The following is a 23,886-nucleotide window of genomic DNA, read 5'->3' as shown; positions in this document are numbered from 1 at the left end:
AGGCACCTATGAACGTTTTGGCACAACCCGCTTCCAGCCCCGCCGCAATCGATGCGGACTTGGCGGCGATTCACCTGCCCGATCAGAAAGAATTTCGAACCCAACAGATGGCGGTCACGCCCGCTGTGGCCAGCGCTTGGTTGCGCCGGAATGACGCGAATCGGAAGCTGCGGCAGCGAGCGGTCAAACAGTACGCGCACGATATTCGGCGCGGCGCCTGGAAGATGACCGGAGAGACGATCAAATTCAGCGCCACCGGTCGCCTGCTCGATGGCCAACACCGTCTTGCGGCGATTGTCGAATCCGGTACGACGCTCGAAATGGGCGTGACCACGGGCTTGGACAATGGCGTCTTCGACGTCATCGATACGGGTCGGTCGCGTACCGGGGTGGACGTTCTGGTGATTGAAGGAGTGGGGCTGCGCGAGTCGGCCACGGTGGCCGCCGCGTTGCCGCTGATTATCAACTACCAACTCGGCTTGGACCCGCACAGCCGGAGCCGATACTCGAATCAGGAGTTGATCGAAGTCTGGAGCGCGCAGGAAGCGGTCCAACGCAGTAGCCAGTTCATCGCCAAGCTGCCGCGGCGGGTGATGCCGATCACCCACTCCAAGGCGCTGTTCCTGCATTGGGCCTTCTGCCAGCGCGATGTCGCCGCAGCCGACGAATTCATCGAGCGCCTGTTCACCGGTGAGCGCTTGGGCCGGAATGAACCGCTGTATCAGCTGCGCCAGCGCTTGTTGTACTTGAAGATCGAAGGACAGACGATCTCCGATGCGGTGCTCCTGCACGCCTGCATCAAGACCTGGAATGCGACGCGACTGGGACGTATGTATTCCACTTGGCCGCCGGTGTTCCCGCGCTCGGACGAGGACTTCCCGGAGATCGCGCGATGAGCCTGGAGTTTCATCCCCTTTGCTTGACCCTGCCCGACATGGCGAAGGACGCGTTCGCCGCGCTGGTGGAGGACATCCGGCGTAACGGCCAGCATCGCGACATTGTGCTGCATGAAGGAATGATTCTGGATGGCAGGCACCGGTACCGCGCCTGCCTAGAGTGCGGCGTCGAGCCGCGCATGACCGAGTTCGCCGGAGACAATCCGGTGGCCTTTGTAGTGAGCGAGAACCTGGCTCGACGGCATCTCACTGATTCCCAGCGCTGCTTGGTCGCCGCCACTTTGGCGAATCTATCCAACGGCCAGCGCGCCAGCTCCGCAAATTTGCGGAGCTGGGCTGTAACTCACGCACAAGCCGCTGAAATGCTTGGAGTTTCCGAGCGGGCTGTGCAGAAAGCTTCCGTGGTCAAACGCAACGGGGCAACCCGGTTGGTGGAATCGGTGCAGGCCGGAAAGATCAGCCTCAACGAAGCGACCAGGATCGCGGCGCTCGGACACAAGTCGCAGGAACGGATCGCCCAAATCGAAAACCGTAAAGAGCGCAACCATGAAATGACGAAGGCGATCAACATCAGCAACGGCCGCAAGCGTCCGCCTCCGGTCCCACGCCTGGATTTTGTTAAGGCCATTGAGCAGCCGGCGTGGGTGCAGACCACGCTGGGGCGTCTGGAGAATCTGATCCAAGCCATCAAGGATGTGCAGATTGAATCGACCGGATTCGCGCAACGCTTGCGCAGTGATGCGAACTGGAGCGACGAACGCTTTTGTGAGCGATTCGACCGTTGCCGGCCCTGGCTCGGCGCGCTGGCCGATGCGCGGGATCTGAACCCGGAAGGGCAGGAACAGGAGCGGGCCGCATGATGGATTTCAACGATGCGCCCGCGTCGGAGAACGCCGCGCGCGCGCGGCGGTCCGATGTCCGCGCCGCGTTGCTGCAACGATTGGAACAGGTGCTGTGCGCGCTCCTGCCCAAGGGCAAGGTGCGCCACGGCAAGTTCGTCGTGGGCGATGTGACGGGCGCGGCGGGCGACAGCCTGGAGGTGGAACTGACCGGCGACAAGGCGGGGCTGTGGAAGGACCACGCCACCGGCGAGGGCGGAGACATCTTCGACCTGATCGCCGCGCACTCCAGTCTGGATGCCCGTGGCGACTTTGCAGTCGTGCTGGCGACGGCCGCGGAGTTGGCTGGGCACGTTCCGGCGCCCGCTGTCGAGTCCAAGCCCAAACGCCGCAAATCCGAGCCGGCGGTGGACGATCTCGGCCCGCACACCGCCCGCTGGGATTATCTGAGCGCGGAGGGGGAGTTGATCGTCTGCGTCTACCGATACGATCCGCCCGAGGGCAAGCAGTACCGTCCCTGGGACCCGAAGCGACGCAAGCACCAAGCGCCGACGCCGCGCCCGCTCTACAACCAGCCGGCCATGGCGGCGTCCAACGAGGTCGTGCTTGTCGAAGGCGAGAAATCGGCCGACGCGTTGATCGAGCGCGGAACCTGCGCCACCACTTCCATGAACGGCGCCAACGCCCCGATCGACAAGACAGACTGGTCGCCGCTGTGCGGCAAGCATGTGCTGATCTGGCCCGACAAGGACAAGCCCGGCTGGGAGTACGCCATGCAGGCGGCGCAGGCAGCGTTCAAAGCCGGCGCGGATTCGTGCGCGTTGCTGCACCTGCCCGAAGACAAGCCGCAGGGCTGGGATGTTGCGGACGCCGCTAAGGAGGGTTTCGACATCGATGGCTTCTTGCGCGCGGGCGAACGAACCTTCCTGTCGCCCGGTAACGACGCCGCGCCGCCGCCGATCGACTTTGATGGTCTGGATTGGAGCAGCGACGATGGCCTAGGCTTAGCGTTTACCCGACACTACGCTGACGACTGGCGTTACTGCGCGGCGTGGGGCCAGTGGCTGAGCTGGACCGGCATGCGATGGAACCCGGACCGCACTCTCGTGCTTCAGCACTTGGTGCGCGGTGTCTGTCGCGCGGCGCAAGCGTTTGCCGACAAGCCGTCGCAGCGCTCCAAGCTGGCGTCGGCGTCGACGGTGGCTGGCGTCGAGCGATTGGCGCGCAGCGATCCGCGCCACGCGTCGTCGGCCGATGCTTGGGATAGCGACGTTTGGGCTTTGAACACGCCGCGTGGCATCGTGGAACTGCGGTCTGGCGACATGCGCCGGCATGCCCGCGGCGAGTACATGACCCGCCTGACGACCGCCAGCCCGGCTGGGGCCAGTCCCACCTGGGTGCGCTTTCTTGGCGATGTCACCGGCGGCGATATCGCCTTGGCCGACTACCTGCAACGTGTCGTGGGCTATTGCCTGACCGGTGTGACGCAGGAGCATGCGCTGTTCTTCCTGTACGGAACGGGGGCGAACGGCAAATCCGTGTTCGTCAACGTGCTGGCCACGATCCTGGGCGACTACGCCACCAATGCGCCCATGGACACATTCATGGAATCGCGTCACGACCGTCATCCGACCGAACTGGCGGGCTTGCGCGGCGCGCGCTTCGTGTCCGCCAGCGAGACCGAGCAGGGCCGTCGGTGGAACGAGTCGAAGCTCAAGTCCATCACCGGTGGCGACACGGTGAGCGCACGCTTCATGCGGCAGGATTTTTTCGAGTACACGCCGCAGTTCAAGTTGGTGGTCGCGGGCAACCATAAGCCCGCGATCCGCAACGCCGACGAGGCGATGAAGCGGCGTCTGCACTTGGTGCCGTTCACCATCACCATCCCGCCCGAACGCCGCGATCGACGCCTGACCGAGAAGTTGCTGGCCGAGCGCGACGGGATCATGGCCTGGGCCGTGGAAGGGTGTCTGCAATGGCAGCAGACCGGTCTGCGGGCGCCACAGTGCGTAGTCGATGCCACCGAGGAGTATTTCGAAGGCGAGGATGCGCTCGGCCATTGGATTGAAGAACGCTGCTTTGTACATGAGCAGTCGAAGGCGCTCGTCGCCGATCTGTTCGCCGACTGGCGCGACTGGGCCGAAGCCAACGGTGAGTTCGTGGGTTCGATCAAGCGCTTCTCCGACCTACTGACGACACGGCAGTTCACCAAGCACAAGGGCGGTAAGGGTGCGCGGTACTTCATCGGCATGAGTCTGAAGCCCAAATCTTTCACCCAATTTGGAGGCGCGAGCCGTGATTGAAATCAATGACTTGAGCGCGAGGGTGGCGGACGCGGCAGACATGCCGGTTCCCTCTCATGTGTGCGTGCGCGCGCACACATACGCATTAACCGGCAACCGTGCCGCGTCCGCCACCCAGACCGCCGAAGGCGACTCGCCAACCCTGTTGGCCCTGGACTTGGGAACGACGCTGGGCTGGGCGCTGCGGTTCTCCGGCCAGACCATGAGCGGCACCGAGCACTTCAAGGTCGGTCGCTTCGAAGGCGGCGGCATGCGCTATCTGCGTTTCGTCCGCTGGCTCGATGACCTGTGGCGCTTCGCAGGCCAGCCGTCGACCGTCTACTTCGAAGAGGTGCGCCGGCACCGCGGTGTCGACGCCGCGCACGTCTACGGCGGCTTCCTGGCGCAGCTCACCGCGTGGTGCGAGCGCCATGGTGTTCCGTACCAGGGTGTCCCGGTCGGCACGATCAAGAAATTCGCCACCGGCAAGGGCAATGCCGACAAGGCGGCGATGATCGAGGCGGCCCAGCGGCTGGGCCATAGGCCAGCCGACGACAACGAAGCCGACGCCTTGGCGCTGCTGCATTGGGCCATCGCGCGGGAGCACGTCCGTGACTGACTGGACGATTCAGGCCGTCGCAGACCGTTTCCACGAGGCTGCTATCACCGCGCGTCGCCTGCCGCCCGCGCGCGTGCAGGGCTACGCGTCCTACTGGCCCGACATCCAGCGCCAGTCGTGGGAGGGCTACGCGGACGAGCGCATCGTTCTGCGTTTCGCCGCATCCCCTGCCGCGATCGACCGCTTCGGCGAGACCGTACGTTGGTTGCGGTGGCTGGACGAGGAGCAGCGGCGCCTGATCTGGCTCAGGGCGCAGCACGTGCCGTGGCGCGAGGTCTGCGCGCGCACCGGGCTAATCCGCAAAACGGCATGGCGTCATTGGCAGCACGCGCTGGCGCTGATCACGGTCCACCTCAACGGACCGCTACCCCGCATGGCGGAGGTTAAATCGAACCGATCCAGCGAATCAGCGATTGAGTTTCCGCTTACGCCGGCTTAAACCGGTGTAAGCCGGTCTAACCGGAAGTTGGGGGTGTCCCAAATTCCCCGAATTTGCCCTAGCCTAGTCGGCATGCTGATCGTGGTCTGTCGGGGGACGCATCACACAGCACGGGTCAGCCCGAAGTGTTTAAGAGCCTGCTCTGACACTTCGGGCGGCCCCTCTCCCAACCACTCGTATTCCACCACCATCACCGCCATCGGCGGGTCACCCTCAACGCCAGTCACCTTCGCCGAAATCACCCCTGGGATGCTGGTCAACGCAGTAACGCTTAGCAATGGCAGCGGCACTGCCACCATCGCTACGTTCCAGTTTCTGCGAAGCTTGATCGATGTATGCACGGCTCGCTCTTGTCAAGGCTCAGACAGTCATCGTAGGCGCAGGAGCGTGATGCCGATGATGGGTCGTCGCGACACAGCCCCGACGTGCGGCGCGCCGACTGGCCGCCGCCACTGCCTCACCTCCTAGCCGCGCGGCCCACACGCGCGCACACGTCGCGCGACGTGGCAATCGGCGGGTCCTTCCCCGGTTCGAATCCCTGCGGGGGGCCCAGCCGCAAAACCCCGCTAGCGTCAATCCTTTTATTCGGGTTTGCAGTCTCTGCAACCCGGTTCGCACTCGGATATCCCTTGAGCCTCCAGATCGAACAGCGCCCGATCGAGGCGCTGATCCCTTTTGCAAGAAACGCGCGCACGCACTCCGATGCGCAGGTCGCGCAGATCGCCGCGAGCATCGTGGAGTTCGGCTGGACCAACCCGATCCTGGTCGATGGCGACAGCGGCATCATCGCCGGTCACGGCCGGTTGCTCGCCGCGCGCCAGCTCAAGCTTGCTCAGGTGCCGGTGATCGAACTGGCCCATTTGACCCCGGCACAGAAGCGCGCCTACGTCATTGCCGACAACCGCTTGGCCGAGAACGCGGGCTGGGATGAGGAGTTGCTGAAGCTGGAACTGGCCGAGTTGCGCGACGTGGAGTTCGATCTGGACCTGCTCGGATTCACCGATGCCGAGCTGGACGATCTGTTGATCGATGACCAAGCCGGACTCACCGACGACGATGAAGTTCCCGAGCCGCCCGAGCAGCCGGTCTCTCGCCGCGGCGATGTGTGGATATGCGGTGGTCACAAGGTGCTGTGCGGCGACGCCACCAGCGCCGAGGATTACGCCGCGCTGCTCGGCGATGAGCTGATCGACATGACGTTTACCGATCCACCTTACAACGTCAATTACTCCAACAACCCAAAGGACAAGCTGCGCGGCACGCACCGCCCGATCCTCAACGACAACCTGGGCTCCGACTTCGGCGCGTTCCTGGAAGCGTGCTGCACGCATATGGTGGCGCTGACCAAGGGGGCGATCTACATCGCCATGTCCTCGTCGGAACTGGATCGGCTGCAGACCGCGTTCCGTGTGGCCGGCGGTCGCTGGTCCACTTTCATCATCTGGGCCAAGAACAAATTCACGATGGGCCACGCCGATTATCAGCGGCAGTACGAGCCCATCCTCTACGGCTGGCGCGAGGGCAACGACCGGTTCTGGTGCGGGGCACGCGATCAGGGCGATGTGTGGTTCATCGACCGCACCAGCAAGAACGATCTGCATCCGACCATGAAGCCGGTGGCACTGGTGGAGCGGGCGATCCGCAACAGCAGCAAGTCCCGCGACCTGATCCTCGATCCGTTCGGCGGATCGGGCACGACGATGATCGCAGCCGAGAAAACTGGCCGCCGCGCGCGGCTGATCGAGTTGGACCCGAAGTATGTCGACGTCATCGTCCGGCGCTGGATGGAGTTCGCGGGCGGTGTTGCCACGCGCGCGGTAGATGGCGCGGCATTTGATGATGTCGCTGTCGCCACCAGGGAGCACGATGCACACATCGAGATCTCCTAGAGAGATCCTGCCTCTCGCGGCAAGCGAAGATCCGAGTTACGCACGGCTCCTTGCTGATCGTCTCATCGCCAAATCAGTCGTCGATACGGCAACAGAATGCTGGAGGTGGATGGGATCTGCGCAACCCACCGGATACGGTCAAATGTGGAACGGTTTCAGACCGGAGCAAGCTCACCGCATCGCGTATCGAACATTCATCGGCCCGATCAGCCCAGAACTAGAGATCGACCACATCTGCCGGAAACGCGACTGTATCAATCCCTTCCATCTCAGACAGGTGACACATCGCCAGAACATGCAGGCAAGCGAATCTGTGATGGGAGTTAACGCGCGAAAGACCAAGTGTAGTCGCGGGCATCTTCTGAGCGGGGAGAACCTGGTCCTAACCAAATCGGGAACGCGCCAGTGCAGGTGTTGTATGAATATGTCTGCAAAACGGTATCGAGAAGCGAGAAAGAGGCGAAGTGAAACGTCCTGCGTACTATTCGGAGATCGATCCCTATCTGTGCCAATGGCTGCGCAACCTGATCGAGCGCGGATTGATTCCTCCGGGCGACGTGGATGATCGTGACATCCGATCTGTTCAGCCCGCCGACCTTCGCGGCTACGGTCAATGCCACTTCTTTGCAGGCGTCGGCGGGTTCGCCTACGCCTGCCGACTCGCCGGCTGGCCCGACGATGAGGAAATCTGGACGGGCGGCTTCCCCTGCCAACCGTTCAGCGTCGCGGGCCGACAGCGCGCGCAAGCGGACGACCGTCACCTCTGGCCGGAACTGCATCGCCTTATTGCATCGGCGCGACCCGCTGTATTCCTGGGTGAGAACGTGTCTGGTCTCATCCCGCTGGGGCTCGATGGAGTTCTCGCTGACCTGGAAGCCGAAGGCTACGCCAGCCGGGCGATTGTTGTTCCAGCTTGCGCCGTCAACGCCCCGCACCGACGCGACCGCGTCTGGATCGTCGGACGGCGTTTGGCCGACGCCGCTGATGCCCAGCGGCGGTCGCAGTCTACCGGCGGGAACGTCGGCGTCCGGCCAGACGCCAACCGGGCAGAAACGAACTGTCGATCTGCCGAACTTGGCGAAGCGGGTGTGGCCGACCGCGACGGCGAACGATCCGGAGAAGCGCGGCGATTTTGCGGCCGAGCGACGCAATGGCCTGCCGGGAGTGGCGAAGGCGTTGTGGAGCACCCCGCGCGCCAGCGACGGCGAGAAGGGTGGGCCGGGCCAGCGGTTCGGCAGTGGGGCGGCGTTGCCCTTGCCGGCGCAGGCGGTCTGGGCGACGCCGACGACCCGGGATCACAAGGACGCGTCGAGCATTGGCAGCGCACCGGTCAATGGGATGCTTGGTCGACAAGTCGAACCCTCGCCGGTCGCCGGGTACCTGAATCCGGAATTCGTCTTCTGGCTGATGGGATATCCGCAAGAATTCCTAAGCTGCGCGCCGCCGGCAACGCGATCGTCCCGCAGGTCGCCGCCGAAATCCTCCGCGCCCTGCGCGGCTGACGCCGCGCCGATGCGCGACGTCAGCGCCGGCCCGCCTCAGTCGGCGTCGGCAAGCCCGACGTAGCGGGCGTAGTCGTAGCCATCGGGCCGGATGTAAAGGGTCAGACGGGCGGGCGCGCGGACCACGATGCATTGGTCGCCTCGCCCTTTGAAGCTAACGATCCAGTCCTGCGGCCGGCTCATATCGCAAACGTAGGCATCGTACTCGGCGGCGGTCATCGTCTTGATCGCGTTGACGCTCACGCACTCTTCTTCGATGTGGTAGCCGCTGTGCTCGCGCAAGATGCTGCGAAGGTTGGCGGGCTTGCGCGAGAATCGGACGGTGGCGGGGTAGGGTCGGCAGATGGTGGCGGTCATGGTGCGCTCCGTGGTTGGGGTGCGACATGAACGCTTCCTTCCTCTCGGAAGCCAAGTCATACACCGCGCATGCGCGAATGAATCGACCTCGTTAAGGCGTTGGACAAGAACGACCGTTCTCAGTGCAGCGCGGCCGGGCAATCTTCCCGGCCGCGCGCGTTGCTCATTCCTCCTCGTCGGCGGCGGCGACTTCAGCCGCTGCCTCCATTTCCTCGGTCTTGATGCGGTACACGCGGTCTGCTTTGCCTTCCTTCTCGCTGATCAGCTCGTAGCCCTTCTTCTTCAGGGTGCCCGCAAAGAACCCGCGCACCGAGTGCTGCTGCCATTCGGTCGCCGTCATCACCTGCGCGATGGTCGCTCCCTGCGGGCGCAGCAGCAGGCCGACCACTTGGCCCAGCTTGCTCTGCGCGCGCTTCGCGGTCGGCTTGGGCGTGCCGTCCTCGGTGTTGGCGATGCTGCCGGCATTGCCATCGTCCGGGCCAAGGTCAGCGTTGACCGCCACGTCGGCGTCGTTGTTCGCGGCGGCATCGGCATCGGCATCGGCGTCGGCATCGGCATCGGCGTCGGCATCGGCATCGGCGTCGGCGTCGGCGTCGGCGTCGGCGTCGGCGTCGGCATCGGCGTCGGCGTCGGCGTCGGCGTCGGCGGCAGCGTCGCCGTTGGTGACCATGTCTCTGCCGGTCCCTTCGTTGTCGCCTGCTTCTTCTTTGTTGGCGTCGTCCGGCGGCTGCCGGCCCACGGCCTCGTAGCCGGCGTCGGTGAGGGCGTGGCCCGATCCTTCGGCGACGATGAAGCCGTTGAGCAGGAGGCCGCGCATCACCGCCGCGCGCGCGCCGCCGCCGAGGTTATTGGGGAAGTTCTCGATGCGGCCGGCGGTATCGGTGGCGAGCAGGATCAGGGCGCGCTGGCTGTCGGTAAGCTTGCTCATTGCAGTTTTCCTATTCGTTGGTGTGTTGGGGTGAGCGCGCCTCGGGTTGCGAGGCGCGCAGAGGGCTTAGCCGCCGAGGACTTCGGCGATGGCTTGGTTAACGTCAAACTCGCCTTTCGCGATGGCGACCATCACCTCGTCGTTGATGACTTGAAACACCAGGCCGGCGCGGCGCTCCAGTTCCCGCTGTGCGATCCCTCGCCAATCGGTGACCGCAATCAGTTGGACGAGCGCGGTGCGGTTGTGTCTGTTCATGCCGCGCAGGTAGTCCTTCAACGCTTCTTTTTGGTCTTGCATGTTTGGCCTCCGTGGCCGTCGTTGGTGTGGCGACATGAACGCTTCCTTCGCCGAGGAAGCAAAGCGGTTTCCGCGCTAAAGAACGCGTGTTCTCAGTGGCAGACAGGTGTCGGACAGGTAAGGCGGCCGGCCGCAGATCGCCTTCGCGCGCGCGTCGGGAACTGCGACGCAGTGCCTTGGCTTCTCGCTGAAAGGACGCGTTCATGCCGTCGCCGCACCGACGCGGCCTACGGAGACGAAGCGTGAGTGACGGCGTACACGACGGGCTGGCCGACGATCTACGGCTATGCGCGGGGCGATTGAATTTTCTGGTCAACCACGCGCGTGCCACCTTGGTCGCGGACTGCGAGTTCGAAACCCTGACCACGAGACGGTGCGAGGCGCTGGGCACGATGCTGGCGCACTGCGTCTCATCGCATCGGTCGCAGCGCATCCGGCCGGACACGCTGCGGGACTTGCTGGATGGCGCGGACGCCGAGCTGGCATCGTGGGAGCGGCATATCCTGCCGCGCCACAACAAGGCGCGGCGACGGCCCGTCGCAGAGCTGACGCCCGTCGAGCACTACTTTCGCGAAGTGCTGGCGATGATCGACCGCTATCTTGACGGCCTCGATCCGGTCGACCCGATGCATGTCATCGGTCGCGCTATCGAACGCATCGAACGGTTGATGGACTACTACGGTGATGACGCGGAGTTCCAGGGCGGGTTAGCGCATGCCATCAGCGGCTTGGAGCAGGCCAAGGACGCCGCAGAATTTCAGATGGCCTGATTCGGACAAAGGCGCTCAAGCTGTCTGACGCCTGTCGGCGCAGGTGCGAAGGCGAGATACCCCTTGGCTTCCGCCTGGAAGGACGCGTTCATGCGCTCGCCGCAACGACGCGGCGACCTTGGAGAATTGGAATGCCGAACGCGCCCCACTGCCGCTTTCGCAACACCCTGATCGATTTGAATGAGTGCCACTTCGGGCTGGAGTTTCTGATCCACGATGAGTCGGCGGCTGCGCTGTCGCGAGAAGAGTTGGTAGCCGCAAAAGAACTGGCGCGGACGTGTCTGGAAATCGTCTATGTGCTTTGCGAGGCCGGCGGCGCGGAAATCAGCGAGGAGCCGGATATGGCGAAATTGGTTGACAAGTTCAACAGCGAAGCCGCCGCACGCTGGTTCTAGAGCGGCGAACGCCCCCAGCGCCTTCCATGCGCTGGGGTGCTCGTTTTTCATTCGGCTTCGGCTGTCTGTCTAGATGCTGTCTGCGGTGGAATTTTGCTGAAATTGACTTGCGATAGCGGCCGAAGGAAGCGTTCATGTCCACGCCGCAACGTCGCGGCGAACTTGAGAGCACAACCATGCCCAATATGACCTACTGTCGATTTCATAACACGGCGATAGCTTTGAGGGATTGCGAGTACGTGTTGGAAGAAATGATCGACGCAGACCCCGAGAAGCTTAGCGATGACGAACTGATGGCGGCGCAGCAGTTGGTCGCCAGTTGCCTCAACATCGTCCAACTGCTGGCCGAGCGCGGCTCCCTGGAATTCGAACCGGACATGGACCTTGCAACGGTTGTCAAGGAATTGAACGACGCTGCGGGTTAACGGATGAGAGGGCAAACCCCAGCGCCCATTCGGGCGCTGGGGTTCGTTCTCTTCTCTGCGACCGGCGTCCAACTCCTTGCGCTGATACCGCTTGCGATCCCTCGCAGATGAAGCGTACATGTCGTCGCCGCAACGACGCGGCTCAACAAGGACGAAGCCATGAATCAGAACACCTTTGCCGAGGCTCAGCTGGGCGGCCTGCGCGATTGTCTTGAACGGATACTGTTATCCAGCACACCGTCCCCGGACGCCGAGAACCGCCTGACCCTTTTTAACTGCTACGGCCTCGCCAGCGCGCTCGCCGAACGCGCCATCACGTTCCGAACTCATCGCCTCGACGGCGATGTGCTTGAGCGGTTGGTGGAGGGGTGCCGGCAGGAGTTGGCCCCACTGGCTATTGGGAGCGATGAGGCGACGGGCCGATTGGCGAAGCGCTTGGTGCCCCATGAGATCAGCGAAGACGAGATGACTCTGCGCTGGTTGCTCTCGACCATCGAGCGGTACCTCGAAGGATTGGAGCCGGAGTATGTGGCGCTGCCGGTGCATCAACTCAATCGAGCCATGTGCCAAGCCCGGCTAATGCAGGTCTGGGACGTCGCCGACGCCAAGTACCAACGCACGCTGCGGTTGGCACTCAACCATCTGGAGCAGGCCATCTTCGCGGCGATGTGCGCGCCGCGTAACTGATCCTCCGAGAGCGCGCACCCCAGCCTCCCATCGGAGGTTGGGGTGTTCCCTCTTCCGAAAACTTGTTCGCGAAACCGCTTGCTATCGTGTGGGTAGGAAGCGTTCATGTCGTCGCCGCAACAACGCGGCGTCCCCAGGAAGAACCATCATGAGCGAGCATCACCGCAATTTCGGCAACCTGACCCGCAGCCTGACCAAGTTCGAAGTGGACATCCACGACATGCTGACGCACGACGATACCGCGGCGTTGGTGCCCGAAGATTTGAAAGCGGCTGGCACGCTGAGCCGAAGCTGTTGGGCGGTCGTTGCCATGCTGTGCGGAGCGGCCGGTGTTGACTTGCCGACCGAGCCGGATTGGGACGACATCCTCGCGGACGTTAACGCGACGCTGGGTAAGCAGTAAGCCGGGAGTGGCAAGTCCCCAGCGCCCGATGGGCGCTGGGGTGTTCCCTCTTCCAACAGCCCGATCTGCGCCGATGGCCGGCGGTCGCGGAGGCTCTACCGAATCGAATTCTTCTATCGTGGGAATCTCCATCCGCGCCTACGGCCGCCATCGCGGCGTGTCGGACACTGCCGTGCGCAAGGCCATCGCCACCGGCCGCATCACCGCCGAAGCGGACGGCACCATCGATCCGGCGCGCGCGGATGCGGAATGGGCGGCCAGCACCAAGGCGCCGGAGGAGCGCGTGTTGCCGCCCGCGCGGCCGGCGCGGGCGCGTGCGGCAACCCCGGCCGGGGCGGACGATGTCGGCGCGTTCGCGCCGGTCAGCGCGCCGAGCGGCGGTAACACCTACGCGCAAGCGCGCACCGCCAACGAAGTCCTCAAAGCCCAGCACCACAAGCTGCGCATCGCCCAACTCAAGGGCGAGTTGATTGACCGCTCGCAGGCGATGGCGCAGGTATTCGCGTTGGCGCGCGCCGAGCGCGATGCCTGGTTGAACTGGCCGGCGCGCATCAGTTCGATGCTGGCGGCCGAATTGGGAATTGATCCGCACACCATGCACGTCGCGCTGGAGCGCGAAGTGCGCCAGCACTTGTCCGAACTCGCAGCGTTCAACGCCCGACTGGATTGATCCTTGTACGACGGCTTCGACCACGTTGAGAAAGCGTGGCGCGACGGCTTGATGCCCGATCCATTTCTGGACGTGTCCGATTGGGCCGACCGCGACCGGGTGCTGTCGAGCACTTCGTCCGCCGAGCCCGGCCGCTGGCGTACCGCACGCACGCCGTACCTGCGCGACATCATGAACGATCTGTCGCCGGCTTCGGCGACCGAGCGCATCGTGTTCATGAAGGGCGCGCAGGTCGGCGGCACCGAGTGCGGGAACAACTGGATCGGGTACGTCATCGCCTGCGCGCCAGGGCCGATGATGGCGGTGGCGCCCACGGTCGAGATGGCCAAGCGCAACTCGAAACAGCGCATCGACCCGCTGATCGAGGAATCGCCGTCGCTGCGCGAGCGCATTGCGCCATCGCGCGCGCGCGACGCCGGCAACACGATCCTTGCCAAGGAGTTCCGCGGCGGCGTTCTGGTCCTGACCGGTGCGAACAGCGCGGTCGGCCTGCGCTCGATGCCGGTGCGCTACCTGTTCTTGGACGAAGTGGACGGCTACCCGCGAGACGTGGAAGGCGAAGGCGACGCGGTGGCGCTGGCAGAAGCGCGCACCCGTACCTTCACCCGACGCAAGATCCTGCTGGTCTCGACGCCGACGATTGCCGGCGCCAGCACCATTGAGCGCGAGTACCTCGCGTCCGACCAACGCCGGTACTTCGTGCCGTGCCCGCATTGCCGCCACGAGCAATGGTTGCGGTTTGAGCAGTTACGCTGGACCTGGGGCGATCCGCGTTCGGCGCGCTACATCTGCGAGTCCTGCGAGCAGCCCATCGGCGAGCACCACAAGACTGCGATGCTGGCGGACGGGCGTTGGATCGCAACCGCGCCCGGTAACCGCGGCAAGACGGCGGGCTATCACCTGTCATCGCTGTACTCGCCGGTCGGCTGGCGTAGCTGGGCCGACATCGCTGCAGCGTGGGAGTCCGCGCAAGGCTCAGCGACCGCGCTCAAGGCGTTCAAGAACACCGAGCTAGGCGAGACATGGGAAGAGGAAGGCGAGGCCCCGGATTGGGAGCGCCTGTTGGAGCGGCGCGAGGACTACCGGATCGGCATCGTGCCGGCCGGCGGTCTGCTGCTGACCGGTGGCGCCGACGTTCAAAAGGACCGTATCGAAGTGTCCATCTGGGCCTTCGGGCGCGGCCGGGAGACCTGGCTGGTCGAGCACCGCGTGCTGATGGGCGACACCGCCCGCGCCGCGGTCTGGAACGAGTTGGGCGCGATCCTGTCGGAGCAGTGGACGCATGCCAGCGGTGCGTTGTTGCCGCTGACGCGCCTGGGTTTGGACACTGGCTTCGCGACGCAGGAAGCGTATGCGTTCGCGCGCGGCGCTGCTGATCCACGGCTGCTTCCGATGAAAGGCGTGGGGAGCGGCGCGGCGTTGATCGGTACACCGACCGCCGTCGACGTTAGCGTGCCCGGCAAGCGGCTGCGGCGCGGCCTCAAATTATTCGCTGTAGCCGGCGGCATCGCCAAGCTGGAGTTCTACAACGCGCTGCGTCTGTCGATTGAGATCGGCCCGGATGGGCAACCGGCGTTTCCCGCCGGCTATGTTCATTTGCCGAAGATCGACGGCGAGTTTTTGCAACAGCTGACGGCTGAGCATTTGATCAGCCGACGAGATCGGCACGGCTATCCGCAGCGTGTATGGGAGAAGCGCCGCGACCGAAACGAAGCCCTCGACTGCTACGTGATGGCCCGTGCTGCCGCGATGCAAGCCGGTGTCGATCGTTTCGAAGAACGCCATTGGCGCGAGATGGAGCGAACGCTCGGCGTCATCCGCGCCACGCCGCCATCGGATTCAACCGCCCCGATCTATCCGGTGCCACAGGCCGCCCCACCGAACGGCCCATCTGTGACTAGCCCCGACCGCCGCGGACGCAGGGTGATCACCAGCGGTTGGATACGCAGGTAGTACGATTGCACTTCCGACGTTATGAGCGCCGCAATGAATATTTGTATCTTTGAAGATGACGAAAGCGTTGATCGCATTCTGCCAGCGTTAGTGGAAGATGGCTTGGTCGCAATAGAAGGGAGCAGGCTTCAAGTGCGTGACAAGATGGACGAAATACGGCTCGCAATAGCGCGTGATGACCTGCGTAACTACAGCGCGGTTTGTACCTTCTATCACCCGTACTGCGAAGTCGGATTTCCGTTTGACGCAACTAGATTCCGATTGGACGAAGCGCGCGACATTGCGCTGCGCTGCTTTGAAGAGTATCTACACCGGACCGGTAAAATTAAGGCCCTCGCGGATATTGGCTGGTTTGGCGCGGAGGGCTAGTTTATGCAGTAATTAGTTCCAGATAGAACGTTGCTCTCAGAAGGCCGCCCATTGGGCGGCCTTTTTGTTTCCGGCGCGCAGTGCTCGCCAGATATCTACCGCTGCTACTAAATGACAGACCTTCCCTATACCCATGAACAATTGCAAGCGTTGCGCAACGCGCTTGCACGCGGTGAACGCCGTGTCAGTTTCGGCGACCGCCTGGTCGAGTACCGCAGTGTCGATGAGTTGCTGGCCGCGATCCGCGAAATCGAAGCCGCGCTGGCCGGTACCGAAGGCCGCCCGCGCCGCGTGCGCCGCCTGCGCGTGACCACCAGTAAAGGTTTCTGATGAGCTGGTGGTCGCGCCTGCGCGCATCAATGTTCGGCAGCTCGCCCGTGCATGAGGCCGCCGGCCACGGTCGCCGATCCACGGCATGGCAGCCCAGCAATCCTGGTGCGGTGTCCGCGCTGCTGGCGACCGGCGATGCGCTGCGCGTTCGCTCTCGCGACCTGGTCCGCCGCAACGCCTGGGCGAATGCCGCGGTCGAGGCGTTTGTCGCCAACGCGGTCGGCACCGGTATCAAGCCGCAGTCGCTGATTGCGGATCAGGCCCAGCGCGAAGCCTTGCAGGCGCTGTGGCGCGACTGGTGCGATGAAGCCGATGCCGCTGGGCTGACGGACCTGTACGGCCTGCAAGCCCTGGCCTGTCGCGCACTGTTGGAAGGCGGCGAGTGCTTGGTGCGCCTTCGCCCGCGCCGGCCCGAGGATGGGTTGACGGTGCCGTTGCAATTGCAAGTGCTGGAACCGGAGCACTTGCCGCTGCATTTGAACCGAGAAGAGCCTAACGGCAACGTGATCCGCGCCGGTATCGAGTTCGATCGTCTTGGCCGGCGCGTGGCGTATCACTTGTACCTGTCGCATCCGCAGGACGGCGCCATGGCGCCGATGACCCGACAAGGCGGATTGGACACGGTCCGCGTGCGGGCGTCCGAAATTCTGCACATCTTCCGCCCGCTTCGTCCCGGTCAGATTCGTGGTGAGCCGTGGCTAGCGCGCGCGGTGGTCAAGCTGCACGAGCTCGACCAGTACGACGACGCCGAACTGGTGCGTAAAAAGACGGCAGCGATGTTCGCCGGCTTCGTGACGCACGATGGCCCCGAAGATCCACTGCCGGGCGATGCGCCGCCGGATGAACATGGCAATGCGACACTCGGCCTGGAGCCGGGCAGTCTACAAATCCTGGCGCCCGGCGAGAATGTCACCTTCGCCCAACCGGCCGATGTGGGCGCGAGCTACGAAGCGTTCCTGCGCTCGCAGTTCCGCGCGATCGCCGCCTCGATCGGTATCACCTACGAGCAGCTGACCGGCGATCTGACCGGAGTGAACTACTCGTCGATCCGCGCAGGTTTGCTCGAGTTTCGCCGCCGCTGCGAGATGGTCCAGCACTCCGTGTTGGTCTTTCAGCTGTGCCGGCCGATCTGGCACGCGTTTGTGGATGCTGCGGTGCTGTCGGGCGCGATTGAACTGCCCGGGTACCGCCGACGCAAGCGCCAGTACCGCGCCAGCAAATGGGTGCCGCAGGGCTGGAGCTGGGTCGATCCCGAGAAAGAGTTCAACGCGATGATCCTGGCGATCCGTGCGGGCCTGCTCTCGCGTTCGGAAGCGATCGCCAGTTCTGGCTACGACGCCGAGACCATCGATCGCGAGATCGCCGCAGACGCCCAACGCGCTGATTCGCTGGGCTTGATCCTCGACACCGATCCGCGCGTCGTCGCCCGCAACGGCGTCAAACACGCCCCTCCTCCGGCCGAGTCCCCGGCCCTCGAACCGAAGCCCAACGAATGATCGAACTGCCCCACCTGGCGGCGCGCGTGTTCAACACGCCGCTGCTGATTCAGCGCGCCAAGCTGGAAGTTATCCTAGGCGTGCTCACCCCCAAGTTTGAAATGCAATCCATGCCCCCGTCGCAAATGGGGCCTCCCACGCCGCTGCCGCCGTTACCGACCGAGGACGGCATCTGCGTGCTGCCAGTCCACGGCACCTTGGTACAGCGAACGGTAGGACTGGAGGCACTATCGGGCCTGACCAGTTACCTGTCGATCGCGCGCCGCCTGGATGCCGCGCTCGCCGATGACGCCGTGCGCGGCATCGTTTTGGACATCGACAGTCCGGGCGGCGAGGCCGCCGGTGTGTTCGATCTGGCGGACAAGATCCGTGCCGCTAGTCGAGTCAAGCCGATTTGGGCAGTTGCCAACGATGCGGCGTTCTCTGCGGCGTATGCACTGGCGAGCGCCAGCCAGCGCTTATTCCTGACGCGCACGGCCGGTGTGGGATCGGTCGGCGTAATCGCCTTGCATGTCGATCAATCGCAGAAGGATGCCAAGGCCGGACTCAAGTTCACGCCCATCCAAGCCGGCGCGCGCAAGAGCGATGGCAGTCCGCATGCCGAGCTGACCAGCGAAGCGCGCGACTCGATCCAAACCGAGGTCAACCGCCTTTACGAACTGTTCGTTCTGACCGTCGCCGACCAACGCGGCCTGAGCGCCGACGCGGTACGCAAGACCGAGGCCGCGCTGTACTTCGGCCAGGACGCCATCAATGTCGGCCTGGCCGACCGCATGGGCACGCTCAGCGATGCCGTGCAGCAGATGCACATCGAACTGGACGCCGCCGCGCGTCCGCTTTTTCTGGAGAACCCCACGATGTCTATCCCCGAGTCGACGGCGCCCGCCGTCGACACCGACGCTGTGCGCGCGCAAGCGCACGCCGACGCCTTGGCCATCGCCGAACTGTGCGAGCTGGCAGGCCAGCCCGCGCTGACGGCCACCTTCTTGGCCGAAGGCATCACGGCGGCCACCGCGCGGCAACGTTTGCTCGCCGCTAAGGCGGAATCGCCCGAAATCACCAGTCACTTGTCGCCCACCGCGCCCGTTCCGAGCGCGTCCACCCCGTTGGCCGACAACCCGTTGATCCACGCAGTCAAGGTACGCGCTGCCGCGGCGCGGAGGGAGCGCTGATGCGATTGACGACGTACCCGCCGGTGCATGAAGGCATGAACTTGGGCGACCTGCTCAAGTTCGAGGCCGACAACCTTTATTCGCGCGATCAGGTGATCGTCGCCGCCGGCCAAGTGCTGGCGCTGGGCCAAGTCGTCGGGCGCATCACTGCGACTGGCGAGGTCGCCGCGGTCGACCCGACGGCCACCGACGGCCGAGAAGTCGCCGCCGGTGTGGCCGTCGTGCCGATCACGACCGCCGCCGAGCCCAGCCCGGACGGCTTGATCGTCGCCCGTCACGCGACCGTCGCCGATCACGCTCTGGTCTGGCCGCGTGCCGTCACCCCTGAACAACGCGCCGCCGCCACTGCGCAGTTGCGCGCCATCGGCGTCCTCGTGCGCCCCGGAGTCTGATCCATGTCGATGAACAACCCCTTCCACAACCCCGCCTTCTCGGTCAGCGCGCTGACCGCGGCGATCAATCTGCTGCCCAATCACTACGGCCGGCTCGATGAGCTGAACCTGTTTCCGATCAAGCCGGTGCGCACGCGCCAGGTTACGGTCGAGGAGCGCAATGGCGTTCTGTCGCTGCTGCAAACCCAGCCGGTCGGCTCGCCCGGTACGGTCGGCAAGCGCGGCAAGCGTGCCTTGCGTGCGTTCAACATCCCACACATTCCGCACGATGACGTCGTGCTGCCCGAAGAAGTCGTGGGCGTGCGCGCGTTCGGTACCGAGAACGAACTGGAAACGGTCGCCGGCGTCATGGCCGACCACCTCCAGACCATGCGCAACAAGCATGCCATCACCCTGGAGCATCTGCGTATGGGCGCGCTCAAGGGCGTGATCCTGGACGCCGACGGCACCGAGCTCGCCAACCTGTTCGACATCTTCAACATCACCCCGAAGACGTTCGACTTCCAGCTCGGTAACAAAGACACCGACGTGCGCAAGAAGTGCTTGGAGCTCAAGCGCTACATGAGCCAGTCGCTGCTCGGCGAGCGCATGAGCGGCATCCACGTACTGGTGTCGACCGAGTTCTTCGACGCACTGACCGGCCATGCGAACGTGAAGGCGGCGTACGAGCGGTGGCAGGAAGGCGCGGCATTGCGCGATGACATGCGTGCGGATTTCCGGTTGGCCGGTGTGCGGTTTGAGGAATACACGGGCGAGGCCAGCGATGCGGACGGCACGACGCGGCGCTTTATCGCAGAAGGCGAGGCCCATGCATTCCCGCTGGGTACGTTGGATACATTCGCCACCTACGTCGCTCCGGCTGACTTCAACGAGACGGTCAATACCCTGGGTCAACTGCTCTACAGCAAGCAGGCGCCGCGCAAGTTCGACCGCGGCACGGACCTGCACACGCAGTCCAATCCGCTGCCGATGTGCCACCGGCCGGCCCTGTTGCCCAAGCTCAAAGCGTAAGGCGTGGACGCTTTCTCCACGATGGACGACGTAGTCTTCGAAACGCTCGGCGTCGCCGCGCTCGTTCAGCGTGCTGATTACCCCTCGGCACAACCTCTCTTGATCGTGCGCGACGGCGTCGAGCGTCTCGGGGAATTTCAGCAGGTCGTCGGGCGCGCCCGGCACGTCATCGCGCGCAATCGGGAGTGGGTGTTCCGGCGCGGCGATGAGGTGGCCCTCGACGGCCGCATCCAGTCCGTCGAGGCGCTGGTCACTGACGACGGCCGAGTCAACGAGGCGGCGTTGTATGGCTGATGTCGCCCGAACCTGGGCGCTGTTGCGGCGCATCGCCACACGACTGACCGAGATCCGCATCGACAACGGCTATCGCACCGAGGTGGGCACGGCGGTCGCGCTGGAGCCGGCGCAGCATTCCGACGACTCGCTGGTGGGCCTGACTCTGGCGGCCTTGGGCATCCAGCGCGATACGAATCAGCCCCACGGCCGGCATCGGGTGTTGCAGGCGCTGGCTGAGGCGACGTTGCCGGTGACGCTTGCCGACGCCCACCTTCGCTCGCACGACATCGCGGCCGACATCGAGGATGCGCTCGATGCCTGGATTCCGCTGCCGAACGCCCTGCCGGTGCAAGTCGAGGACATCGTGTTCCTCGATCGCCCGGAAGGATTGCCGGTGGTCGCCGTTCAAGTCGCCCTGACGATCCGATACCGCCGCTGATGGACCTGTTCATCGACGCCAACCCCGTCCTAGACGCGGTCACGCGCGTCAGTCAGCTACCGACGAAGGTCGCTTTAGCTCAGCGCCGAGCGCTCGGCACGCTGCGTCGGCGTTGGCCGGTCATCGCCCGTCGCGACATCCAAACCGAGTACGCCTTGTCGGCCCGGCGCATCCGGGCCGGTCTGAGCGTGCGAACGACGCGCGAGGGCATTGAACTGGTCGGCGTCGCGCGTGGTGTCGGACTGGCGAACTTCGGCGCCCGTCAGATCAAACAGGGCCTGAGTTACAGCGCACTGCGTGGTCGGCGTGGCGTACGTCGCAGTGGTTTCAGAACCCGGTACCGCGGTACGCCCATCGCCTATGTGCGCACGCCGATCTCCGGCGACAAACGCGTTCCGCGCACCCCGGTCCTGCGCCTGTATGGCCCCTCTTTGGCGCAGATGCTGCGCAAAGGGGATCGGCCCGAGCGCATGGGACAAGCCGGTCTGAACGTGATCACCGACGAGATCGACCGGCTGCTGCTGCGCTCGCTGCGCCGCTGACCTTCCGTAGCCCCTCGGGCACCACACCATAACTATAGGAGCAACGCGACCCATGGCCGCGCCCGACCTGTTTTCGTTTCAGGGCAAGGTCTTCCTTGCCCAGCGCCAATCCAATGGAAAGCCCGGCCCGTTGCGGTGGGTCGGCAATGCCCCTCAACTGCAACTGCAGCTGGAGGTGCAGAACTCCGACAAGACCGAGTCGTTCAGCGGCAATCGCATGCTGTACGGCCGTCTGGTCCAGAGCAAGACCGCCAACGTCAATCTGACGTTGGATGAGGCGACCCCGGAGAACATCGCTGAGGGTCTGTACTCGGTGCCGGCGACGCTGCCGGCCGGCGCCGTCAGCAATGAGTTGCTGCCGCCGGGCCTGAAGGCCAACGACCTGGTCGCGCTCGACCGCGGCTGGATCAGCGAGTTGTCGTTGACCGACAGCGCGACGCCGCCGGTCACGGTGCCGGCCGCCAACTGGTGGACCGAATCGCCCTCGGCCGGCGTGATCGGCTTGCGCAAGGTCGATGGCTTGACCCAACCGTTCAAGGCCACCTACCAGCATGGCGAGACGGTCAACATCGCCTTGTTCAACACCCCGCCGCCGGAACGGATGCTGTTTCTGGACGGCATCAACACGGTCAACGGTCGCCGCGCCAAGGTCACCCTGTACCGGGTGGCGTTCAATCCCATTGAGCAGCTCGAGCTGATCTCCGAGGAATGGGGCAGCTTGCAGTTGTCCGGCGCGGCCTTGTTCGATGAAACCCGCGCGCTGGACCCGAACCTGGGCGGCTTCGGTCGGATCGAAATGGTGAGGGCGTAATGGCGCGCAAAGTCCAACGCCCCAAGCCACCGGCCGCCGACGAACTGACCGTGCTGCAACCGAACCGCGAGCTGCCGCTGGGCGATCGCACCGTGACCGTCCGCGAGATCGGTTTCTTCGAAAGTCTGCGCTTGCACGCGCAGATCGCGGAGTTGGTCGCCGACCTGATCGAGCACACCGACGACGGCAACATCGATCTGAGCCGTCTGCATCGGGTCTGTGCGCAGCATCCGGAGGCGACGGTCGAATTGCTAGCCCAGGCCAGTGATCAATCGGTCGAGTTCGTGCATTCGCTCAGTGCCGCGCACGGCGATCTGTTGCTGCTGACGTTCTGGGCGGTCAACGCCGATTTTTTTCTGCAGCGCGTGATCGCGGCGCTGGAACTGCGGCGCGCGAACCGGGCAACGACTGGCCCAGTGTCCTCGCCTGCCTGATCGATCACGGCTTTGATTGGCCGTGGATCGAGCGCGCCACCGCGCGCCAACTCGCCTTGTTCTACCGCATCGCGATCAAGCGCGAGCGCGCACTGCGCGCCGAGCGCATCGAAGACGTCAACGCCGGCTTCGCGGGCGGGCGCGACGTCACCGCCTTTATCCAATCCCTTCGGAAGACCCCATGAAACTGATCGAGAACTGGCGCCAAGCCTGGCGCTTCGTAAGCGTGCAAGCGATGGCCGTGGCCATCGCCCTGCAGGGCGTGTGGCTGAATCTGCCCGACGATCTGCGCGTCCACGTCCCCGACCGCATCGCCGCCAGCGTGACCGCCGGCCTGCTGATCCTGGGCCTGATCGGCCGGTTGTTCCAGCAGCGAGGGGCCCATGGCACGACTCTCCGCTGAGCAAGCCGGTGGCCAGAACGTCGTTGCCTTTCTCGACATGATCGCGCACGCCGAAGGCGTGGAGCGCTTCAGCGAGCACGGTGGTTACGACGTCATGGTCGGAGGCAAAACGTTCACCAGCTACGCCGAGCATCCGCGTAAGCCGGTTTGGCTGCCGCGGTATCGCATCCACTCCACCGCGGCGGGCCGCTATCAGTTCCTGTGGAAAACCTGGAACAGTCTGCGTAATCGTCTGCGACTGCCCGACTTCGGCCCGGCATCGCAAGACCGCGCCGCCATAGAACTGCTGCGCGAGACCGGCGCGCTGGCCGACATCAAGAAGGGCTGGATCAGCAGCGCGGTGCGGAAGTCGCGCAAGACCTGGGCGTCGCTGCCCGACGCCGGTTACGGCCAGCGCGAGGTGCCGCTGGAAAGCCTGCTCGCCGTGTACCAGAAGGCGGGAGGTCAGATCGCATGATCGCTTTGAAGGTTTGGGCGACCACGGTGCTGACCGCGCTCGCTGCCGTGTTGGCAGCGTTCGGCTGGGGCCGTTGGAAAGGCCGGCAGCGCGAGCGGACCGACAACGTCGAGCGTGTCGCCGACAGCGATCGACGGGCGCGTGTCGCCGAGCGCGAGCGCGCCGATTCCGAAACCCGTATCGAGGTAGACAACGATGTTCTCCAACTGCCGACCGGCACCCCGACGCCGGTGGCGGTGGCTGTGCCTGATTCCGCTGCTGACCGCTTGTACGACGAGTGGTCCCGTGACGGAAACGACGACGGGGTGCGCGTGGACGCGGCCGATTCTGGTGTCTCGGCAGGATCAGCTAACGGATCTGACGGCACGGCAAATCCTGGCCCATAACGAAACCGGCCGCCGAC

At 64.6% G+C, this 23,886-nt stretch carries 34 protein-coding genes; 30 read left to right on the top strand and 4 right to left on the bottom strand.

Annotated elements, in window-relative coordinates; genetic code table 11:
• Nucleotides 1-8: 8 nt before the first annotated feature.
• The 5 genes from ACTOWJ_RS08210 to ACTOWJ_RS08190 are packed head-to-tail and all read left to right on the top strand — an operon-like array spanning nucleotide 9 to nucleotide 5,075.
• Complete coding sequence (locus ACTOWJ_RS08210) at nucleotides 9-896, top strand: hypothetical protein (protein WP_441334115.1); 888 nt, start codon at nucleotides 9-11, stop codon at nucleotides 894-896.
• Complete coding sequence (locus ACTOWJ_RS08205; protein WP_441334114.1) at nucleotides 893-1,756, top strand: ParB/RepB/Spo0J family partition protein; 864 nt, start codon at nucleotides 893-895, stop codon at nucleotides 1,754-1,756. Before ACTOWJ_RS08210 ends, ACTOWJ_RS08205 begins: the two co-directional genes overlap by 4 nt.
• Complete coding sequence (locus ACTOWJ_RS08200) at nucleotides 1,753-4,038, top strand: phage/plasmid primase, P4 family (protein WP_441334113.1); 2,286 nt, start codon at nucleotides 1,753-1,755, stop codon at nucleotides 4,036-4,038. The genes ACTOWJ_RS08205 and ACTOWJ_RS08200 overlap by 4 nt, the downstream gene beginning before the upstream one ends.
• Before the next feature lie 40 nt (nucleotides 4,039-4,078).
• Complete coding sequence (locus ACTOWJ_RS08195; protein ID WP_441334112.1) at nucleotides 4,079-4,636, top strand: crossover junction endodeoxyribonuclease RuvC; 558 nt, start codon at nucleotides 4,079-4,081, stop codon at nucleotides 4,634-4,636.
• Nucleotides 4,629-5,075, top strand: coding sequence for a DUF6362 family protein (locus tag ACTOWJ_RS08190; RefSeq protein WP_441334111.1), 447 nt, complete (start codon nucleotides 4,629-4,631; stop codon nucleotides 5,073-5,075). The genes ACTOWJ_RS08195 and ACTOWJ_RS08190 overlap by 8 nt, the downstream gene beginning before the upstream one ends.
• A gap of 101 nt (nucleotides 5,076-5,176) precedes the next feature.
• Here the strand turns inward: ACTOWJ_RS08190 and ACTOWJ_RS08185 are convergent, their stop codons facing one another.
• Nucleotides 5,177-5,416 (bottom strand): hypothetical protein, encoded by a 240-nt coding sequence (locus ACTOWJ_RS08185; protein WP_441334110.1) that lies wholly within the window; start codon nucleotides 5,414-5,416, stop codon nucleotides 5,177-5,179.
• 84 nt (nucleotides 5,417-5,500) lie between these two features.
• Between ACTOWJ_RS08185 and ACTOWJ_RS08180 the strand changes: the two genes are divergently transcribed.
• The 3 genes from ACTOWJ_RS08180 to ACTOWJ_RS08170 are packed head-to-tail and all read left to right on the top strand — an operon-like array spanning nucleotide 5,501 to nucleotide 8,466.
• Nucleotides 5,501-6,964 carry a site-specific DNA-methyltransferase gene (locus ACTOWJ_RS08180; protein WP_441334109.1) on the top strand — a complete coding sequence of 488 codons (1,464 nt, stop codon included), beginning with the start codon at nucleotides 5,501-5,503 and terminating at the stop codon, nucleotides 6,962-6,964.
• On the top strand, nucleotides 6,897-7,529 hold the full coding sequence (locus tag ACTOWJ_RS08175) for an HNH endonuclease signature motif containing protein (protein WP_441334108.1): 633 nt from the start codon (nucleotides 6,897-6,899) through the stop codon (nucleotides 7,527-7,529). The genes ACTOWJ_RS08180 and ACTOWJ_RS08175 overlap by 68 nt, the downstream gene beginning before the upstream one ends.
• On the top strand, nucleotides 7,429-8,466 hold the full coding sequence (locus ACTOWJ_RS08170) for a DNA cytosine methyltransferase (protein ID WP_441334107.1): 1,038 nt from the start codon (nucleotides 7,429-7,431) through the stop codon (nucleotides 8,464-8,466). The genes ACTOWJ_RS08175 and ACTOWJ_RS08170 overlap by 101 nt, the downstream gene beginning before the upstream one ends.
• Nucleotides 8,467-8,502: 36 nt before the next feature.
• On the opposite strand, the gene ACTOWJ_RS08165 is transcribed toward ACTOWJ_RS08170, so the two are convergent.
• From ACTOWJ_RS08165 to ACTOWJ_RS08155, 3 genes are all read right to left on the bottom strand, one after another.
• Nucleotides 8,503-8,823 carry a hypothetical protein gene (locus ACTOWJ_RS08165; RefSeq protein ID WP_441334106.1) on the bottom strand — a complete coding sequence of 107 codons (321 nt, stop codon included), beginning with the start codon at nucleotides 8,821-8,823 and terminating at the stop codon, nucleotides 8,503-8,505.
• Between the two features lie 163 nt (nucleotides 8,824-8,986).
• Nucleotides 8,987-9,751, bottom strand: a complete 765-nt coding sequence (locus ACTOWJ_RS08160; protein WP_441334105.1) for a DUF3489 domain-containing protein — start codon at nucleotides 9,749-9,751, stop codon at nucleotides 8,987-8,989.
• A 66-nt stretch (nucleotides 9,752-9,817) separates the two neighbouring features.
• On the bottom strand, nucleotides 9,818-10,048 hold the full coding sequence (locus ACTOWJ_RS08155) for a hypothetical protein (protein WP_441334104.1): 231 nt from the start codon (nucleotides 10,046-10,048) through the stop codon (nucleotides 9,818-9,820).
• A gap of 242 nt (nucleotides 10,049-10,290) precedes the next feature.
• Here ACTOWJ_RS08155 and ACTOWJ_RS08150 point away from each other — a divergent pair, with 242 nt between their 5' ends.
• From ACTOWJ_RS08150 to ACTOWJ_RS08045, 22 genes are all read left to right on the top strand, one after another.
• Complete coding sequence (locus tag ACTOWJ_RS08150; RefSeq protein WP_441334103.1) at nucleotides 10,291-10,818, top strand: hypothetical protein; 528 nt, start codon at nucleotides 10,291-10,293, stop codon at nucleotides 10,816-10,818.
• Between the two features lie 131 nt (nucleotides 10,819-10,949).
• Nucleotides 10,950-11,213: a hypothetical protein gene (locus ACTOWJ_RS08145; RefSeq protein WP_441334102.1), complete on the top strand. Its 264-nt coding sequence runs from the start codon at nucleotides 10,950-10,952 to the stop codon at nucleotides 11,211-11,213.
• A gap of 134 nt (nucleotides 11,214-11,347) precedes the next feature.
• Nucleotides 11,348-11,638 carry a hypothetical protein gene (locus tag ACTOWJ_RS08140; RefSeq protein WP_441334101.1) on the top strand — a complete coding sequence of 97 codons (291 nt, stop codon included), beginning with the start codon at nucleotides 11,348-11,350 and terminating at the stop codon, nucleotides 11,636-11,638.
• Nucleotides 11,639-11,797: 159 nt separating this feature from the next.
• Nucleotides 11,798-12,325 carry a hypothetical protein gene (locus ACTOWJ_RS08135; RefSeq protein WP_441334100.1) on the top strand — a complete coding sequence of 176 codons (528 nt, stop codon included), beginning with the start codon at nucleotides 11,798-11,800 and terminating at the stop codon, nucleotides 12,323-12,325.
• Nucleotides 12,326-12,473: 148 nt separating this feature from the next.
• The gene (locus tag ACTOWJ_RS08130) at nucleotides 12,474-12,728 is read left to right on the top strand and encodes a hypothetical protein (protein ID WP_441334099.1); all 255 of its coding nucleotides are present in this window, start codon (nucleotides 12,474-12,476) and stop codon (nucleotides 12,726-12,728) included.
• 118 nt (nucleotides 12,729-12,846) lie between these two features.
• A complete protein-coding gene (locus ACTOWJ_RS08125) occupies nucleotides 12,847-13,398 on the top strand; it encodes an elements of external origin (protein ID WP_441334098.1) in 552 nt (183 codons plus the stop codon).
• 51 nt (nucleotides 13,399-13,449) lie between these two features.
• Complete coding sequence (locus ACTOWJ_RS08120) at nucleotides 13,450-15,351, top strand: phage terminase large subunit family protein (RefSeq protein ID WP_441334097.1); 1,902 nt, start codon at nucleotides 13,450-13,452, stop codon at nucleotides 15,349-15,351.
• 33 nt (nucleotides 15,352-15,384) lie between these two features.
• A complete protein-coding gene (locus ACTOWJ_RS08115; protein WP_441334096.1) occupies nucleotides 15,385-15,720 on the top strand; it encodes a hypothetical protein in 336 nt (111 codons plus the stop codon).
• Nucleotides 15,721-15,831: 111 nt separating this feature from the next.
• Entirely contained in the window at nucleotides 15,832-16,050 is a 219-nt protein-coding gene (locus ACTOWJ_RS08110; RefSeq protein WP_441334095.1) for a phage head-tail joining protein, read from the top strand.
• Complete coding sequence (locus tag ACTOWJ_RS08105) at nucleotides 16,050-17,546, top strand: phage portal protein (protein ID WP_441334094.1); 1,497 nt, start codon at nucleotides 16,050-16,052, stop codon at nucleotides 17,544-17,546. The genes ACTOWJ_RS08110 and ACTOWJ_RS08105 overlap by 1 nt, the downstream gene beginning before the upstream one ends.
• Nucleotides 17,543-18,718, top strand: coding sequence for a S49 family peptidase (locus tag ACTOWJ_RS08100; protein WP_441334093.1), 1,176 nt, complete (start codon nucleotides 17,543-17,545; stop codon nucleotides 18,716-18,718). Before ACTOWJ_RS08105 ends, ACTOWJ_RS08100 begins: the two co-directional genes overlap by 4 nt.
• Entirely contained in the window at nucleotides 18,718-19,110 is a 393-nt protein-coding gene (locus ACTOWJ_RS08095; RefSeq protein WP_441334092.1) for a head decoration protein, read from the top strand. Before ACTOWJ_RS08100 ends, ACTOWJ_RS08095 begins: the two co-directional genes overlap by 1 nt.
• A gap of 3 nt (nucleotides 19,111-19,113) precedes the next feature.
• Nucleotides 19,114-20,121 (top strand): major capsid protein, encoded by a 1,008-nt coding sequence (locus ACTOWJ_RS08090; RefSeq protein ID WP_441334091.1) that lies wholly within the window; start codon nucleotides 19,114-19,116, stop codon nucleotides 20,119-20,121.
• A 3-nt stretch (nucleotides 20,122-20,124) separates the two neighbouring features.
• Nucleotides 20,125-20,415: a hypothetical protein gene (locus tag ACTOWJ_RS08085; RefSeq protein WP_441334090.1), complete on the top strand. Its 291-nt coding sequence runs from the start codon at nucleotides 20,125-20,127 to the stop codon at nucleotides 20,413-20,415.
• Nucleotides 20,408-20,836, top strand: a complete 429-nt coding sequence (locus ACTOWJ_RS08080) for a hypothetical protein (protein WP_441334089.1) — start codon at nucleotides 20,408-20,410, stop codon at nucleotides 20,834-20,836. The genes ACTOWJ_RS08085 and ACTOWJ_RS08080 overlap by 8 nt, the downstream gene beginning before the upstream one ends.
• A complete protein-coding gene (locus tag ACTOWJ_RS08075) occupies nucleotides 20,836-21,378 on the top strand; it encodes a hypothetical protein (protein ID WP_441334088.1) in 543 nt (180 codons plus the stop codon). Before ACTOWJ_RS08080 ends, ACTOWJ_RS08075 begins: the two co-directional genes overlap by 1 nt.
• 52 nt (nucleotides 21,379-21,430) lie before the next feature.
• On the top strand, nucleotides 21,431-22,189 hold the full coding sequence (locus tag ACTOWJ_RS08070; protein ID WP_441334087.1) for a hypothetical protein: 759 nt from the start codon (nucleotides 21,431-21,433) through the stop codon (nucleotides 22,187-22,189).
• Nucleotides 22,189-22,623 carry a DUF6631 family protein gene (locus ACTOWJ_RS08065; RefSeq protein WP_441334086.1) on the top strand — a complete coding sequence of 145 codons (435 nt, stop codon included), beginning with the start codon at nucleotides 22,189-22,191 and terminating at the stop codon, nucleotides 22,621-22,623. Before ACTOWJ_RS08070 ends, ACTOWJ_RS08065 begins: the two co-directional genes overlap by 1 nt.
• Nucleotides 22,624-22,679: 56 nt before the next feature.
• A complete protein-coding gene (locus ACTOWJ_RS08060) occupies nucleotides 22,680-22,808 on the top strand; it encodes a hypothetical protein (RefSeq protein WP_441334085.1) in 129 nt (42 codons plus the stop codon).
• Nucleotides 22,805-23,026, top strand: a complete 222-nt coding sequence (locus ACTOWJ_RS08055) for a DUF7940 domain-containing protein (RefSeq protein WP_441334084.1) — start codon at nucleotides 22,805-22,807, stop codon at nucleotides 23,024-23,026. Before ACTOWJ_RS08060 ends, ACTOWJ_RS08055 begins: the two co-directional genes overlap by 4 nt.
• Nucleotides 23,007-23,483, top strand: a complete 477-nt coding sequence (locus ACTOWJ_RS08050; RefSeq protein WP_441334083.1) for a glycoside hydrolase family 24 protein — start codon at nucleotides 23,007-23,009, stop codon at nucleotides 23,481-23,483. The genes ACTOWJ_RS08055 and ACTOWJ_RS08050 overlap by 20 nt, the downstream gene beginning before the upstream one ends.
• Nucleotides 23,480-23,869 (top strand): hypothetical protein, encoded by a 390-nt coding sequence (locus ACTOWJ_RS08045; RefSeq protein ID WP_441334082.1) that lies wholly within the window; start codon nucleotides 23,480-23,482, stop codon nucleotides 23,867-23,869. The genes ACTOWJ_RS08050 and ACTOWJ_RS08045 overlap by 4 nt, the downstream gene beginning before the upstream one ends.
• Nucleotides 23,870-23,886 lie beyond the last annotated feature (17 nt).

This window comes from Lysobacter sp. CA199, from assembly GCF_052078715.1.
Taxonomy (GTDB): Bacteria; Pseudomonadota; Gammaproteobacteria; order Xanthomonadales; family Xanthomonadaceae; genus Lysobacter.
Note: the sequence above shows the minus strand (reverse complement) of the source record. Positions and strands in the feature narration are given on the sequence as shown.

Excerpts from the sequence above, each read along its gene's own strand:
- ACTOWJ_RS08210 (WP_441334115.1), top strand. The coding sequence starts at position 9 with ATGAACGTTTTGGCACAACCCGCTTCCAGCCCCGCCGCAATCGATGCG.
- ACTOWJ_RS08205 (WP_441334114.1), top strand. The coding sequence starts at position 893 with ATGAGCCTGGAGTTTCATCCCCTTTGCTTGACCCTGCCCGACATGGCG.
- ACTOWJ_RS08200 (WP_441334113.1), top strand. The coding sequence starts at position 1,753 with ATGATGGATTTCAACGATGCGCCCGCGTCGGAGAACGCCGCGCGCGCG.
- ACTOWJ_RS08195 (WP_441334112.1), top strand. The coding sequence starts at position 4,079 with ATGCCGGTTCCCTCTCATGTGTGCGTGCGCGCGCACACATACGCATTA.
- ACTOWJ_RS08175 (WP_441334108.1), top strand. The coding sequence starts at position 6,897 with ATGGCGCGGCATTTGATGATGTCGCTGTCGCCACCAGGGAGCACGATG.
- ACTOWJ_RS08165 (WP_441334106.1), bottom strand. The coding sequence starts at position 8,823 with ATGACCGCCACCATCTGCCGACCCTACCCCGCCACCGTCCGATTCTCG.
- ACTOWJ_RS08160 (WP_441334105.1), bottom strand. The coding sequence starts at position 9,751 with ATGAGCAAGCTTACCGACAGCCAGCGCGCCCTGATCCTGCTCGCCACC.
- ACTOWJ_RS08155 (WP_441334104.1), bottom strand. The coding sequence starts at position 10,048 with ATGCAAGACCAAAAAGAAGCGTTGAAGGACTACCTGCGCGGCATGAAC.
- ACTOWJ_RS08145 (WP_441334102.1), top strand. The coding sequence starts at position 10,950 with ATGCCGAACGCGCCCCACTGCCGCTTTCGCAACACCCTGATCGATTTG.
- ACTOWJ_RS08140 (WP_441334101.1), top strand. The coding sequence starts at position 11,348 with ATGTCCACGCCGCAACGTCGCGGCGAACTTGAGAGCACAACCATGCCC.
- ACTOWJ_RS08135 (WP_441334100.1), top strand. The coding sequence starts at position 11,798 with ATGAATCAGAACACCTTTGCCGAGGCTCAGCTGGGCGGCCTGCGCGAT.
- ACTOWJ_RS08130 (WP_441334099.1), top strand. The coding sequence starts at position 12,474 with ATGAGCGAGCATCACCGCAATTTCGGCAACCTGACCCGCAGCCTGACC.
- ACTOWJ_RS08120 (WP_441334097.1), top strand. The coding sequence starts at position 13,450 with ATGCCCGATCCATTTCTGGACGTGTCCGATTGGGCCGACCGCGACCGG.
- ACTOWJ_RS08115 (WP_441334096.1), top strand. The coding sequence starts at position 15,385 with ATGAATATTTGTATCTTTGAAGATGACGAAAGCGTTGATCGCATTCTG.
- ACTOWJ_RS08110 (WP_441334095.1), top strand. The coding sequence starts at position 15,832 with ATGACAGACCTTCCCTATACCCATGAACAATTGCAAGCGTTGCGCAAC.
- ACTOWJ_RS08105 (WP_441334094.1), top strand. The coding sequence starts at position 16,050 with ATGAGCTGGTGGTCGCGCCTGCGCGCATCAATGTTCGGCAGCTCGCCC.
- ACTOWJ_RS08100 (WP_441334093.1), top strand. The coding sequence starts at position 17,543 with ATGATCGAACTGCCCCACCTGGCGGCGCGCGTGTTCAACACGCCGCTG.
- ACTOWJ_RS08095 (WP_441334092.1), top strand. The coding sequence starts at position 18,718 with ATGCGATTGACGACGTACCCGCCGGTGCATGAAGGCATGAACTTGGGC.
- ACTOWJ_RS08090 (WP_441334091.1), top strand. The coding sequence starts at position 19,114 with ATGTCGATGAACAACCCCTTCCACAACCCCGCCTTCTCGGTCAGCGCG.
- ACTOWJ_RS08080 (WP_441334089.1), top strand. The coding sequence starts at position 20,408 with ATGGCTGATGTCGCCCGAACCTGGGCGCTGTTGCGGCGCATCGCCACA.
- ACTOWJ_RS08075 (WP_441334088.1), top strand. The coding sequence starts at position 20,836 with ATGGACCTGTTCATCGACGCCAACCCCGTCCTAGACGCGGTCACGCGC.
- ACTOWJ_RS08070 (WP_441334087.1), top strand. The coding sequence starts at position 21,431 with ATGGCCGCGCCCGACCTGTTTTCGTTTCAGGGCAAGGTCTTCCTTGCC.
- ACTOWJ_RS08065 (WP_441334086.1), top strand. The coding sequence starts at position 22,189 with ATGGCGCGCAAAGTCCAACGCCCCAAGCCACCGGCCGCCGACGAACTG.
- ACTOWJ_RS08055 (WP_441334084.1), top strand. The coding sequence starts at position 22,805 with ATGAAACTGATCGAGAACTGGCGCCAAGCCTGGCGCTTCGTAAGCGTG.
- ACTOWJ_RS08050 (WP_441334083.1), top strand. The coding sequence starts at position 23,007 with ATGGCACGACTCTCCGCTGAGCAAGCCGGTGGCCAGAACGTCGTTGCC.
- ACTOWJ_RS08045 (WP_441334082.1), top strand. The coding sequence starts at position 23,480 with ATGATCGCTTTGAAGGTTTGGGCGACCACGGTGCTGACCGCGCTCGCT.